Origin of the sequence: Bombella apis (assembly GCF_018221685.1) — a bacterium.
GTDB lineage: Bacteria > Pseudomonadota > Alphaproteobacteria > Acetobacterales > Acetobacteraceae > Bombella > Bombella apis.
The window spans coordinates 239,716-252,325 of sequence record NZ_JAGJTM010000005.1; the positions used below are offsets into that span (position 1 = coordinate 239,716).

General features: G+C 58.8%; 12 protein-coding genes. 4 read left to right on the forward strand and 8 right to left on the reverse strand.

Annotation, left to right across the window (positions count from 1 at the left end):
• Positions 1-6: 6 nt before the first annotated feature.
• Both J8Z04_RS08205 and J8Z04_RS08210 read left to right on the forward strand, forming a co-directional pair.
• A complete protein-coding gene (locus J8Z04_RS08205) occupies positions 7-1,113 on the forward strand; it encodes an EscU/YscU/HrcU family type III secretion system export apparatus switch protein (protein ID WP_081562778.1) in 1,107 nt (368 codons plus the stop codon).
• A gap of 113 nt (positions 1,114-1,226) precedes the next feature.
• Entirely contained in the window at positions 1,227-2,984 is a 1,758-nt protein-coding gene (locus tag J8Z04_RS08210) for a flagellar hook-basal body complex protein (RefSeq protein WP_043558197.1), read from the forward strand.
• An 82-nt stretch (positions 2,985-3,066) separates the two neighbouring features.
• Here J8Z04_RS08210 and J8Z04_RS08215 read toward each other — a convergent pair whose 3' ends face one another.
• The gene (locus J8Z04_RS08215) at positions 3,067-3,777 is read right to left on the reverse strand and encodes a MucR family transcriptional regulator (RefSeq protein WP_103765243.1); all 711 of its coding nucleotides are present in this window, start codon (positions 3,775-3,777) and stop codon (positions 3,067-3,069) included.
• Positions 3,778-4,112: 335 nt separating this feature from the next.
• The gene (locus J8Z04_RS08220) at positions 4,113-4,373 is read right to left on the reverse strand and encodes a hypothetical protein (RefSeq protein WP_143539915.1); all 261 of its coding nucleotides are present in this window, start codon (positions 4,371-4,373) and stop codon (positions 4,113-4,115) included.
• A gap of 332 nt (positions 4,374-4,705) precedes the next feature.
• On the opposite strand from J8Z04_RS08220, the gene J8Z04_RS08225 reads away from it, so the two are divergent.
• Both J8Z04_RS08225 and glf read left to right on the forward strand, forming a co-directional pair.
• Positions 4,706-5,128 carry a hypothetical protein gene (locus J8Z04_RS08225; RefSeq protein ID WP_043558192.1) on the forward strand — a complete coding sequence of 141 codons (423 nt, stop codon included), beginning with the start codon at positions 4,706-4,708 and terminating at the stop codon, positions 5,126-5,128.
• A gap of 12 nt (positions 5,129-5,140) precedes the next feature.
• Positions 5,141-6,295 carry a UDP-galactopyranose mutase gene (gene glf / locus J8Z04_RS08230; protein WP_192848419.1) on the forward strand — a complete coding sequence of 385 codons (1,155 nt, stop codon included), beginning with the start codon at positions 5,141-5,143 and terminating at the stop codon, positions 6,293-6,295.
• Positions 6,296-6,311: 16 nt separating this feature from the next.
• Here the strand turns inward: glf and J8Z04_RS08235 are convergent, their stop codons facing one another.
• The 6 genes from J8Z04_RS08235 to J8Z04_RS08260 form a co-directional block, all read right to left on the reverse strand.
• Complete coding sequence (locus tag J8Z04_RS08235) at positions 6,312-6,665, reverse strand: flagellar biosynthesis regulator FlaF (RefSeq protein ID WP_052348933.1); 354 nt, start codon at positions 6,663-6,665, stop codon at positions 6,312-6,314.
• A gap of 102 nt (positions 6,666-6,767) precedes the next feature.
• A complete protein-coding gene (locus J8Z04_RS08240; RefSeq protein ID WP_043558182.1) occupies positions 6,768-7,493 on the reverse strand; it encodes a flagellar hook assembly protein FlgD in 726 nt (241 codons plus the stop codon).
• A 27-nt stretch (positions 7,494-7,520) separates the two neighbouring features.
• A complete protein-coding gene (locus J8Z04_RS08245; protein WP_212125621.1) occupies positions 7,521-9,458 on the reverse strand; it encodes a hypothetical protein in 1,938 nt (645 codons plus the stop codon).
• A 36-nt stretch (positions 9,459-9,494) separates the two neighbouring features.
• Entirely contained in the window at positions 9,495-10,355 is an 861-nt protein-coding gene (gene motA, locus J8Z04_RS08250) for a flagellar motor stator protein MotA (RefSeq protein WP_043558177.1), read from the reverse strand.
• Between the two features lie 60 nt (positions 10,356-10,415).
• Positions 10,416-11,618, reverse strand: a complete 1,203-nt coding sequence (locus tag J8Z04_RS08255) for a flagellar motor protein MotB (RefSeq protein WP_192848417.1) — start codon at positions 11,616-11,618, stop codon at positions 10,416-10,418.
• A gap of 63 nt (positions 11,619-11,681) precedes the next feature.
• Positions 11,682-12,464, reverse strand: a complete 783-nt coding sequence (locus tag J8Z04_RS08260) for a glycosyltransferase family protein (protein WP_227449683.1) — start codon at positions 12,462-12,464, stop codon at positions 11,682-11,684.
• Positions 12,465-12,610: the final 146 nt, after the last annotated feature.

A 12,610-nucleotide genomic window follows, 5' to 3' on the forward strand; every position in this document is an offset into this window, starting at 1 on the left:
CCTCCCATGGCGGAAGAGAATGGCAGTGGCGGTGGTGAAAAGTCACAAGCCCCAACAGAAAAGCGCCTCCAGAAAGCCCGTGAGGAAGGCAATGTTGCCCAGTCCAAGGAACTGCTGATCCTTGTGGCCCTGGGGACGTTTCTCCTCGTATTCGCCCTGAGCATTCCGGCCTCGGCACGCCAGTTCATGCATGAGATGAACGGCCTTCTTCTCAATTTCGGCCTTGTCCCCAACGACCCGGCTGCCCTGTATGGTTTCACCCTCCACGCCATCATGGCGGGCCTGCACCTCATCGCCCCGCTCATGGGCACAGGGGCCTGCGCCATCCTGATGGGCGGCGTGCTCCAGACAGGGTTCCTCTTCCGCCCCGCCGCCCTGAAGCCGGATATCAGCCGTCTTTCTCCCCTGAAAGGCATCAAGCGGATTGTCGGCCTCAATAATCTGATCGAGCTGCTCAAGACCATTGCCAAGATCACCGTATTCAGCCTGATTCTCTACAAGGTTGCCCTTCAGACCGTGTCTCTGGCCCCACAGACAGAACGATGGACAACCTGGCAGCTCGTCAACGCCATGAAGTCATGGTTCATCTACGCAGGTTTCATGGTGCTGGCCATACAGTGCATCATCACCGGGCTGGATGAGGTCTGGTCCCGCTATCACCGCTTTTCCAAACTGCGGATGAGCCTTCAGGACATCAAGGATGAGATGAAGCAGAGCGAGGGTGACCCGCAGATGAAAGCCCGCCTCCGGCAGCTCCGGCTGAGCCGCTCCCGCCGCCACATGAAAAAAGCCGTGCAGGAAGCCACGGTCATCGTGGTCAACCCGACCCATTATGCAGTTGCCATACGCTATGACCAGCATGACGGGACGGCTCCGCAGATCGTTGCCAAGGGAACGGACGAACTGGCATTCCGCATCCGTGACATCGCCCGGGAGGCGAAGATTCCTGTCATGTCCAACCCGCCACTGGCACGGGCCCTGCATGCCTTGCCGCTGGACAGTGAAATCCCCGAAGAATTCTGGAAACCTGTCGCCACCATCATTGCCTACGTCGTACGGCTCAAAACCCCTGGTGCCCGTGCAGCACGCCCTGCAGAAGCAGGTCCTTCCTGACTTTAACAGCCTGTTCATGAAATAAGCAGGTTATATTTGCTTTTATAAAAAGCGTTTTCTAGGGTTTGCCTACAAATAGCCTTAATCATCAGGTCACAGACAAGGATAGAATCATGTCCGGTGTGTTCAATGCACTTACGACGGCTGTCAGCGGCATCAATGCCCAGTCAGACGCCTTTACCAACCTGAGCAACAACATCGCCAACAGCCAGACCGTCGGCTACAAGGCCGACACGACATCCTTTGCCGACTTCGTGGCCGGCAACATCACCGGCAATTCCGCCTCGCAGGCGGAATCCAACACTGTCCAGGCCATTACTGTCCAGCATGTCGACAATTCCGGCACAGCCACCAGCAGCACCAATGGTCTGGCCATGGACATTTCCGGCAGTGGGATGTTCGTCACCTCCAAGCCGACAGGCGCCGGGACGGCCAATGCCGGTGTCACCAACTTCTCCGAACAGAAATTCTACACGAGGAATGGCGACTTCCAGCAGGACAAGAAAGGCTATCTGGTCAACACATCAGGCTATTACCTTGATGGCTACATGGCAGATTCCACCGGTACGCTGAACAATACCCTCACACCCATCAATGTCAGCAACATCGGCTTCAAGCCCACGGCCACAACAACCATGACACTGAATGCGGCCGTCGGGAAGCTGCCGGCCGATTCCACAAACTACACGCCGCAGAGCTATACCACCGCTCCCACCACGACATACGACTCCAGCTCCAATCCACACAAGATCGCCGTGCAGTGGCAGGAGAGCGACACCAATCCGCTCATCTGGACCGTCTCTGCCTATGATGCTGATGGCAACGGGACCGTCTCTCCGAACAGCTACCAGGTCGCTTTCGACCATTCCGGCTCCCTGGCCTCCATCACCGACATGCAGACAGGCAAGGCCGTTGGCTCCACCACGGCGGGATCCGCTGCGGAAATCCCCGTCACCGCCCATTACGCCAACAATGAAGAGCAGACCATGACGCTCTCTCTCGGCACGATTGGCGGAACCAGCGGTACGACCATGGTGACATCCAACAATTCGGCTGCAACCAACCAGGCCAACCCCCTCACCCTTTCCGGCACGAAACTCACCATGCCGGCCACCACGCTCGGCACCACCACCGACAGCCGACAGAGCTACATGAGCTCCCCCCTGACGGTGAGCAGCACGGACAAGAACGGCACGGCCACCAACACGCCTGTTGCCGTGAAATGGACACAGACAGCCGCCTCCCCGCCCACATGGTCCGTGCAGGCTGTAAATCCCTATGACGGCTCCGCCTCCTCTGCCGTGCAGATGGACAAAGCCCATTCCGTCATCTTCAACAAGGATGGCACGATGCAGAGCTTTGATGGCCAGCCTGTCAGCAAGGGCAGCCCGGTCACGGCAAATCTGACCATCAATGGCAGCAGCTACAGCCTGGACCTTTCCAACGCTTCTCTGACAACCGGCACTTCCACCGGAGCCGATACCAGTGCCCTGAGCAACGACAGCATCACCTCCGGGACCTACAAGGGTGCGGAGATTGAAAGCGATGGTTCTGTCATGGCGCAGTTCGACAACGGTTACAGCCAGCTGATCGGCAAGGTGGCTCTGACGAATTTCAACAACGTCAACGGGCTTCAGGCCGTCGATGGTCAGGCCTATCTGGCCACGGCACGGTCTGGCACACCCAAGACCGGTTTTGTTGGCGAAAATGGAACGGGCTCACTCGCCGTCGGGTATGTGGAATCCTCCACAACAAACCTGACAGGCGATCTTTCTGCCCTCATCGTGGCGCAGGAAGCCTACAGCGCCAATACAAAAACCGTCACGACGGCAGACAATCTGCTCCAGCAGACCATCGCCATGAAGCAGTAACATCTGCAAGACTTCACACAGGAAAAAGGCGCAGAGGGTTCATCCCCCTGCGCCCTTTCTGCATGGCCCTGGCGTGGCATCCTCATGCCTTGATGCGGGAGCGGCCTTTCTTCTTGCGGTCATAATGGCCAAGACCGGTCCTGGAGGCCTCCAGCTTCTTCATGGCCGAATAGCTCTCACAGGCCATGGGATAATCCGGGGACAGCCCCCAATAGACACGATAGCCATCCGGACTCTGGCGATGCTGCCGCTCGATATGGCGCTTCAGCATGCTGAAGGCCCCACCACAATGCAGACAGATGATCTCGTCACTGAAAATGGATTCTTCCGGGGCACAGTAAGGTTCATCACGGCTTGCGATCCACTGGCCGGGCTTTTCTTTCACTTCCGGGGACATGCCCTGCACGAAATGACCGCCAAACCCGTTCACACCGTGGCCTTCATGCTGTGCAGCCAGAGCGGAAAAACCGGCAAAAGAATGGCTGCCTTCCCGCTTCTCCGACGCCAGCCCTGCCTCCATCTTGCGGGCAATGATGGCAATCTCATCTGCGGCACTGGCCATGTCATGGATGATACCGACATCTGCAAGGCCAGAAAGGACATGCAGCACGGCACCCGCCCGGTCCGGATAATGGTGGGACAGTTCCAGCAAGGTTTCTGTCATCCCACGCAGACGCTCTGCCTGCCCAACAATATCGCTTAATGTCTGGGAAGGAGAAAACTCCTGCTGAAACCGTGACAGCAGGCGCCCAATCCCTTTTTCAATAAACGTACTGGCTGGTTGTGATGTCATATCCCACTCCCTTCTCCGGCCTATTCCTTAACGCCACATTAAATGATTGTTGCAGCCTTGCCTACAAGACCTTTCATAAGGCCATCACATTAATAAGATCAATACGATCCTATTTCAAACAGACAATGCCCATCAATCGGACAGTCATGACCATACTGCCGGAAAAAGCCAAAAAAATGGCCATATGAACATTTTCCGAAAATGGCCTTTAAAAAAATAAGACCTGCCGGAACAATCCACCGGCAGGTCTCCCCGTAACAGATTGAAAAAAGTAGCCTCCCATGACCATTCACCCCCAAACAGGGATGATGCCACTCACAAAGGCAAATACAAGGTCATCCCCCCATGCCATCCACACTGAAGGCCACCATGCCTGCCAGCCCCAGCCCAGCATCCAGAGCCCGCTCATAAAGGCCCCTGTCCTGCTCATACCCTGCAACACACATGGCCGGAGGGCCGCAGCGTCTCAGCCTTCTGCCCTGCCGGTCAGCTGAATCCACCATGCTCCCTTCAGCAAGCGCACGTATATCGGCAAGAAAATCCTTCATACGTCCCTCGGTTTCCGCAGGACAGGAAGAACCAGCTATACGAGGCATCAGGTAATCCTTCTCCAAAGTTTTGTCATGGCAGACCTTGTCCTCATATCACGTTACCAAGAACACGGTACATAGGTCGATCATGTCACAGAAATCAGCAAAACCAGCCAGAAGTCTTTGCGTGCAAAGATAACCGGAGCGCTCATATACATTACTATCGTTAAATATATATTAAACAGCACTCACAGTAAGCATCACATAACCATCACAAAAGGCCAGAACAAAAATAACACCATGATTTCCCAGCATTTAATACTTTCTAAGCTATCATGACATGAGAAGGTCATAGACTGGCTGCCAGCACAGTGGCCACATGATGCAGGAACCGTGAGATGACCCGTTTGCACTGTCCATCCATTGCCATCATTCTTCTTGCCCTGGCCGGCGGGGGCATCCTGCCTGCCAGAGCCCAGGGATTCTACGGCGGCAGTGAATACCTGCTCAGCCCGCCCCCTCCTCCGCCGCCGCCCACCGGGGAATTCACCCATCTGCCACCGCCCCCACCGCCGCCGCCATCCTTTTCCGGCACATGGCAGCAGGACCAGTACCGCCAGCAGGGCATACCGGCACCGTGGGCAGCGCCGCTCTGGGGAACGTACCAGACACCCCGTTACTCCCGCCAGAATGGCTGGGACGAACCCGGCTTCATGCCATGGAACACCTACATCCAGACCCAGGCCCCCTATCCCGGCCTGCCCTATCCGCCAGCCCCACCAAGCCGGAGCTGCATAGACCAGAACTGTACTGGCCCCTGAGACCAGCCTGCCATGCATTTCTGTATCGTCGGTGCCGGATTCAGCGGGGCGGTCACGGCCCGTCATCTGGCTGAGCGAGGCCACCGCATCACTGTCATTGATGAACGCCCACACAATGGTGGCAACTGCCATACAGCCCGGGACCCGCAGACGGGCATCATGCTTCACCATTATGGGCCCCATATCTTCCATACCGCACAGGAAACGGTCTGGCAGTATGTGCAGCGCTTCGGACGGTTTGCCCCCTACATCAATCGGGTCAAGGCCATCAGCCAGGGGCGGGTTTACACCCTTCCCATCACCCTGCTGACCATCAACCAGTTTTTCGGCAAGACCATGCAGCCCGCAGAAGCCCGGGAATTCATCCGGCAGCAGGCCGTGCAGGACATGGCTTCATCCCGCAATTTCGAGGAGCAGGCCCTGCACATGATCGGCCCTGCCCTCTATGAGGCCTTCTTCAAAGGTTACACGACCAAACAGTGGGGCCTGCCCCCGGCGAACCTTCCCGCCGCCATCCTGAAGAGACTGCCGGTACGCTTCAATTACGATGACAACTATTTCAGTCATCCCTATCAGGGCATTCCGGTGGAAGGCTATACCACCCTGATCGAAACGATTCTCACCCATCCCCGCATCACCGTACGGCTGAACACGTCTTTCGAAACATTCCAGTCCTGCAACAGCATGGACCATACACTCTATACTGGCCCGCTGGACCGCTATTTCAGCTTCTGCCATGGCCGTCTTGGCTATCGCACGCTGGATTTTGAACGAATCGATGCGAAAGGTGACTATCAGGGGACGGCGGTCATCAATTACTGCGACGAATCCATCCCCTATACCCGCATCAGCGAGCACAAGCACTTCGCCCCCTGGGAGGCCGCACGCTTCAGCAGGACAGTCTGCTTCCGTGAATATAGCCGCCTGGCCGGGCCGGAAGATGCCCCCTATTACCCCATAAGGCTGGCAGGCGAGACAGCCATGCTGAACCGCTATGTCCGCACGGCCATGACTGCCCGAAACGTCTCTTTCCTCGGGCGGCTAGGGACCTACCGTTATCTGGACATGGATGTCACCATTGGTGAGGCTCTTGCGGCCTGCCAGATCATGGACGACCATCTCGCCGAGGGCAGGCCACTGCCAGTCTTTTTCACCAATCCGCTCTGAAGGGCGGGAAGGCGTTTCAGCCCTCCTGAATGGCCATTTCCAGCCCGTCCAGCACGTTGCGGGCTGTCTCTATGAGGGGAGCAAGGCTGAGCGTGGGGTCCAGCATGGCCCGTATGCCATACTTCTGGGCCTGATCGGCCATCCGGGCAAAAAGAAGCCTGTCTTCCGTCTCGACCATGCCAGCTTCCACCGCATTGGCACGCTGGATGAGCGACCAGAGACGCTGATTCTTCGCGATGACCTGATTCCGCGTGATGACATCCGTCTCATGGGCCACGCTTTCCAGCATGGCAATCAGCCTGCGGAAACATTCCGCATCCGCTTCCCTGTCCGACAGAGACGAACTGGCCGCCATACGATAAGCGTTCATGGCGTTGTTCTGATACATGCTCCCTCACAACCTCCCGTTCCATCCGGCAGGCAGCCAATACGTCGTGGCTGCCTGCCCTGTTCATGCATCATCAGGCGTGGTTCAGCTTGTGGCCTGCACGCTGGAGAGCGGAACCTCAGCCCCACCCATCATGACATTCATGCCCGTGCTGGTCTTCTTCATCCCCGTGACCGTGCCACGCACGGCAAAGGGCACGTCAGCCGTATTGCCCCGGCTGTCCACACTCTTCACCGCCACGCTATAGGCCCCATCACTGAGGGTCGTGCCATTGTCGTCCTTGCCATCCCAGTTCCAGGATGTCTGGCCGCCATCCGCCCGCACCACGTCGTGATAGACCACCTGCCCGGCACTGTTGGCCACGGAAATGCCAACCATCTGGCCCGCTCCTGCCTGGAAGGACAGACCAGCCGAACCGGACTGCAGGGGCAGCGTGGACCCGGAAGCACTGACCTGCCGCCCGACCAGCCCCTTGTCCTGCGTCAACTGGGCTGTCTCATTCAGAGAAATGAGGGTGTTGAGGTTGCTGTTTGTCTGGACCTGCTGCTCCACACTGGAGAACTGCGCCAACTGGGCTGCCATGTTCTCCGTATTCATCGGGCTGCTGGGGTCCTGATGCTTCAGCTGGGCTGTCAGAAGGGTCAGGAAGTTGTTTTCATTCTTTGCCATCGAGGCAAAGGCACCTTCCGTGGTCCCTGCGGATGACCCGCTCTGCCCGGCGCCGGAGAGGGACGCTGCCCCACTGCGGGCGGCGCTGTCTGTCGCCTGCTGCAAGGCCAGAAGATTGTTGGAAGACAGTGAATTCACCATGTGGTTCTCCTTCCGAGATGATGCATGTCAGACTGAAATATTGAGATGGCCCATCCGTGCGGGCCTGACCGTGGCGGGGGTGACGGCGCTCTCCTCTGCCTGAAGAGACGGTTCCTGCCGGGCTGGAGCAGGCACATCATCTCCCGAGCGGGAGCGCTGTTCCTGGGAGCTGCCGCCTTCCCCTCCAGAGAAAAAGGCACCAGCCTGCTGCCCTGAAGACTGATGCCCCCCCTGCCACTGATGCTGCGGCATGTTCTGCTCCTGGCCTCCGGCCATATGGCCGGCATCGGCAGGCAGGACATCAATCTTCATCAGGCTGGCATGAAGGCCTGCCTCATCCAGCTCTCTGGCCAGAACATGATGTGTTTTCTGAAGGGCCTCGGTCGTGCCATCATCCTGCCCCTGCAAGGAAAGGGCCGACAGACCTGCTACGGAGCGGTCCAGCTGCACATGAACCGGCGTTGAATCCGCTGTCATGACGGTCATGGTCAGCGTCCCAGCCTGCCCGGCAGTCGCCCGCCCTGCCAGCACACCAGCTGCGGAACCACCTGTCTGAAGGGCAGAAAGACCTGTTTCTGCAGCGGCCTGCCGTGCTTCATGCGATGTCACGCCCGCTGTCACGCCACGGGTTTCCGGCTGGATGATGTGCCCCTCGGAGGATGTCACAAGGCCAGCGAAGGACGACAGGCTGCCCTGCACCTCCTGCCCGCCATCCCCACCAGAGCCTCCCGTCACCCCGGCACTCTCATGCCCGGGCATGTCCTGCCCCTCACCGGAAGCGCCCTGGTCGCCATGACCAGCAGAAAACGCCTCCGATTCTCCAGACGAAGCCTTCACCATAAGGCTGAACAGACTGTCTGTTGTCTGGCCCTCAGGCCCGCTGCGCAAATCCCCCTGCCGGGAGGCAGTCACCGTGTTTCCTGCCATGGAAGACGGACCGGACAGAACACCCGCCATGCCGGACTGGAAATTCATCGCCTGCACAGCCGACAGTGCCCTGTCTTTCGGGCCCTGTGTGGCGGCATTCACCATTGTGGGAACCTGTGTGGACTGCCGGGCCAGCAGGGCTGCATCCATCATCCGTCCGGCGGCAGCATGACGGGACGACACGTCATCACGCACCCCGGTATCCTGCCGATGAGAAGACGCCGTATCACCGGACCTGCTGACGAGGCGCATCAGATCCGATGTCGAAACCATGGCAGAACTTCCAGCAGTACCCGCCGCAGCAGAAGCTAGGGAAAGATGCTCCATGGATAAGAAAGAGGAAATGGCTGTGGCACTGGCCGTAGCATGAGCTGACGCCATGGAAGCCTCACCACCAGCCGGAACCGTACCCAGCCCCGCAAGCGCTGCCACTCCGGCATCACTCCGCCCGCCGGTCATCTGCCCAAGGCTGGAAGACGGCATGGCCGTGGCCGTCCCACCACCCGCCGGGCCAGACTGGGGCTGTCCCGCTTCCATCGTGACCATAGACACCTGAGGGGACGCCATGAACGCTGCCAGAGACAGACTCTGCGTGGCCAGCCCCTCTGGCGCTACCCCATCATGGGACGACTGATCCCCTGTCATCTGCCGGTCAGTATGAGGCGCTGCCTTTGCGGATGTATCGGCCTTCTGCGACCCGTCCGCTCCGTCCCCCCTGTCGGCGGGAGAAGAAGCCGTCTGATCATCGTGAGCCCCGGCGGCCGGAGCAGATGACCTGCCCTGCGACCTGTCTCCACGATCTGTCCCATCCGTCCCGCCTGTATGAGGGGCGGCCGCCTTGGGCTGGTCCTGATCAGAAGGCGGCACATCCGCCCCGTCATGATCGGACGGTGTCTGCCCTGCCAGAACTCCGGCAAAGCCTTTCCCGCCCGATGAAGAGCGCACGGCGCCCCTCCCAGCGGACATGGCCGCCGAAGACCGGCTGCCACCAGCAGAAGGCAGGGGAAGGCTGGAGAGTGAAGGACGGGGCATTACCATGGCGTTCTCACATTCATTCAGGCAGCATCATGTCTGTCAGGTCAGCTCACTCAACATGCTGTCGACTTCTGCAAAGCCGGGCATGAATTCTTCCGGGATGTCCTTGCGGCCAATCTCGATGCACACCTGCGGCGGCTGCCCCTGCAGGTACGCCACCAGCACGGTGCGGATCGTTTCATAATAACGATTGTCCATCTTCACGATGGCCTGCATCCGCGAGGCCAGCGGCCCGACCACACCATAGGCCAGCAGCACCCCGAGAAAGGTTCCCACAAGGGCACCGGCAATCATTTCCCCCAGCACGGCAGGCGGCTTGCTGATGGCAGCCATGGTCTTCACCACACCCAGCACGGCCGCCACAATGCCAAGAGCAGGCAGGGCATCGGAAATGCCGGAAAGTGATTCGGCAACGTGAAGATCCTCATGCAGGTTCTTCTTCAGCTCCCTGCCCATGATCTCGTCCAGCTGGTGGCTTTCATCCAGATTCATGCTGATGAGCCGCAGGTAGTCGCAGATCATGTCACGGGTCTTCTCATCCTGCTTGATGCGTGGAGACGTGGCAAAAATGCTGCTTTCCTGCGGCTCTTCAAAATCGTTTTCCAGAGAGGCGATGCCTTTCATGTTGGCCTGCCGCAGCAGGCGGTACATGAGGGCCAGAAGGTCCATGTAGCTCTGCTGACTGTGCCGGGGGCCTTTCACGACCAGCATCAGGTAGCCGAAAACCGACTTCAGCGCTGCCATGCTGTTGCTCATGACAAACACGCCCACGGCAGCCCCCAGGATGGTCAGCAGCTCAAACGGCATGGATGCCAAAAGTGGAGCCAGTGCCCCGCCCGAAGCCGCAAAGGAACCAAACACGCAGAGCAACGCAAAAATCAACCCACCGATATACAGCATCCTATTGTTCCCCTCTCAAAACGGCTCTGACATCATGACCTATCATCTCTTCCTGCCTGTTCATCGTGCTGCCCCCTGCGGGGGGGCCTGCTGTGTACCGGCCTGAAAGGATGCCGGCAGCGGATGCAGACGATGGATGAGCAGAACAATCCGCCGGTTCTCCGGTGCCTCCGGGTGGGCGGGGTTGGCCAGACTGCGGTCCGCACGCCCTTCCACGCTCCTGATCCGCCGGTCTGGATAACCCGCCCGGACCAGAAGCTCCCTCACACGGTCGGCCCGCATCTCGGAGAGTGTCCAGTTGGACAGGCCATGTGGATTGACCTGCCGCAGATGGTACGGAACACCATCCGTCTCCCCGATGATGGAGATATCTTCCGGCAGGCTGCCAAGCCAGGAACCGATCTGCCCGAGCAGGGCCATGCCTTCCCTGTTGGGCATGGTCTCGCCATTGTCGAACATCGGCCTGTGGGCCGTATCCTGCACCTCGATGCGGATTTCATCCGCCCCCATCCTGAAGCCGAGATTATCCTTCAGCTCATTCAGTCCGGCCTGATGGGCCAGGCTGGCCTTCAGCCCTTCCACGGTCTGACGGAGATGGGCATCCTCCTGGGCGGCCTGATGCAGACCTGCCGCCACGCCTTCCGTACCAGCTTCATGGCTGCTCTCATGGTCGGCAGAAGCCCCGGTGGACTGAGCAGCAGAGGCTGGTCCCCCGGCACTGCCATCAGCAGCGGCATTGCCCTGGCCAACCTGGCCAACATTCTCTGCCGCCCCACTCTTCGGCCCTCCGAGAGGAATGATCTCGGGACGGCCGACACTGGCTTCATCCTCATCCGGACGGTCCGCCATACCGGGCGGAAGGATGTTGACGCCACTGGCGGTCAGGATACCCTCACTTGCCCGGCCGCCTCTTGAGCCCTGATCCTCTGGGTGAGTCTCCGAGGAATCCGGCTTCGGCGGCGGCTCATGATCGGAATTGTGCACCGTACGCAGGGAGGAAGGTGCCGAAAGGGGCGAGGTTTCCAGCAGCGCCTGGTCTGATGTCGCCTTGCCCGTCCTGTCCGCCATCGGATTGAAGAACAGGGCAATGCCACGCTTCTGCTCATCCGTGGTGATGTTCAGCAGCCACATGAGCAGGAAGAATGCCATCATGGCTGTCATGAAGTCGGCATAAGCGACCTTCCAGGCACCGCCATGATGCCCTGCCTCCACAACCTCTTCCCGCTTGATGATGATGGGTCGGGCATTCTTCCGGTCAGCCATGGCAGCACCACCACGCCCCCGGGCCACCCATCACCGGCAGGCCACCAACGGTCCTGGCCATCATCAACGGCCCCTGTTATGGGCGATGCCCACACGTACGGACGGCATGCCGGAGAAAGACGCCGTGCCGGTGTGGGTCAACTCAATGGACGTATCCAGCCAGACCTCTCCACCAATCTCCCGCCAGCGTTTGCAGAACGTGTAATCTTCACTGAGATAGGTACCGCTCTCGGTATCCACGCTGCCCTCGAACAGGGCAAACCGTCGGCCATCCTCACCCTCGGGGGCATCAATGCGCCTGTATTCCAGCTCGGGATAGGCCTTGATCATGCGGCTGACCGCATGACGGCTGATCATCATGAATCCCGTCCCGGCATAGGCGGTCTGCAACAGCGGGCCACGTTCATAGGTCTCATGCATGGCCGCCGTCTCGCCCACATAACGCAAAGAGGCTGTCTGCTGGCGTTCCCCGGCAAGAATGTTGTGTTTTGTTTCTTCGTCCCAGAACCGCTCACGCAGTGGATACATCCCGGCCACCACATCTTTCCCTGTTTCAAACAGACGTGTCGGGGCATTGGCGGGGAAGCTGATGTCAGCATCGACAAAAAGGATGTGCGAACAGTCTGACCGGAAATAGAAATTGGAAAGCAGTGTATTGCGTGCCCGTGTCACGAGGGCATCATCACCGACATGCATGACCGTCATGGGGATGCTCTGACCGCTGGAGGCATAACCGATGACGGACAGCATGTAGCCTGTCGTCACCATCCCGCCAAAGCAGGGCGTCGCCAGCATGATCTTGCCTGAAGGCGTGGTCCCCATCTGCATCGTTGCGATTCCCTCCATGAAGTATGCCCATGCGAAAAGGACATGAAAAAATAAGTTTAATCATGGAAATACCGCAGCGAATTGTTGAGTCTCAAGGATTTTATAAGGAATAATATTAAATGATTGCCAAAACCACGCCCATGTAATCCCGATGGAACCAGATG

Coding starts and splice junctions, on each gene's coding strand:
- J8Z04_RS08205 (WP_081562778.1), top strand. CDS start 7: ATGGCGGAAGAGAATGGCAGTGGCGGTGGTGAAAAGTCACAAGCCCCA.
- J8Z04_RS08210 (WP_043558197.1), top strand. CDS start 1,227: ATGTCCGGTGTGTTCAATGCACTTACGACGGCTGTCAGCGGCATCAAT.
- J8Z04_RS08215 (WP_103765243.1), bottom strand. CDS start 3,777: ATGACATCACAACCAGCCAGTACGTTTATTGAAAAAGGGATTGGGCGC.
- J8Z04_RS08220 (WP_143539915.1), bottom strand. CDS start 4,373: ATGCCTCGTATAGCTGGTTCTTCCTGTCCTGCGGAAACCGAGGGACGT.
- J8Z04_RS08225 (WP_043558192.1), top strand. CDS start 4,706: ATGACCCGTTTGCACTGTCCATCCATTGCCATCATTCTTCTTGCCCTG.
- glf (WP_192848419.1), top strand. CDS start 5,141: ATGCATTTCTGTATCGTCGGTGCCGGATTCAGCGGGGCGGTCACGGCC.
- J8Z04_RS08235 (WP_052348933.1), bottom strand. CDS start 6,665: ATGAACGCTTATCGTATGGCGGCCAGTTCGTCTCTGTCGGACAGGGAA.
- J8Z04_RS08240 (WP_043558182.1), bottom strand. CDS start 7,493: ATGGTGAATTCACTGTCTTCCAACAATCTTCTGGCCTTGCAGCAGGCG.
- J8Z04_RS08245 (WP_212125621.1), bottom strand. CDS start 9,458: ATGGTAATGCCCCGTCCTTCACTCTCCAGCCTTCCCCTGCCTTCTGCT.
- motA (WP_043558177.1), bottom strand. CDS start 10,355: ATGCTGTATATCGGTGGGTTGATTTTTGCGTTGCTCTGCGTGTTTGGT.
- J8Z04_RS08255 (WP_192848417.1), bottom strand. CDS start 11,618: ATGGCTGACCGGAAGAATGCCCGACCCATCATCATCAAGCGGGAAGAG.
- J8Z04_RS08260 (WP_227449683.1), bottom strand. CDS start 12,464: ATGGAGGGAATCGCAACGATGCAGATGGGGACCACGCCTTCAGGCAAG.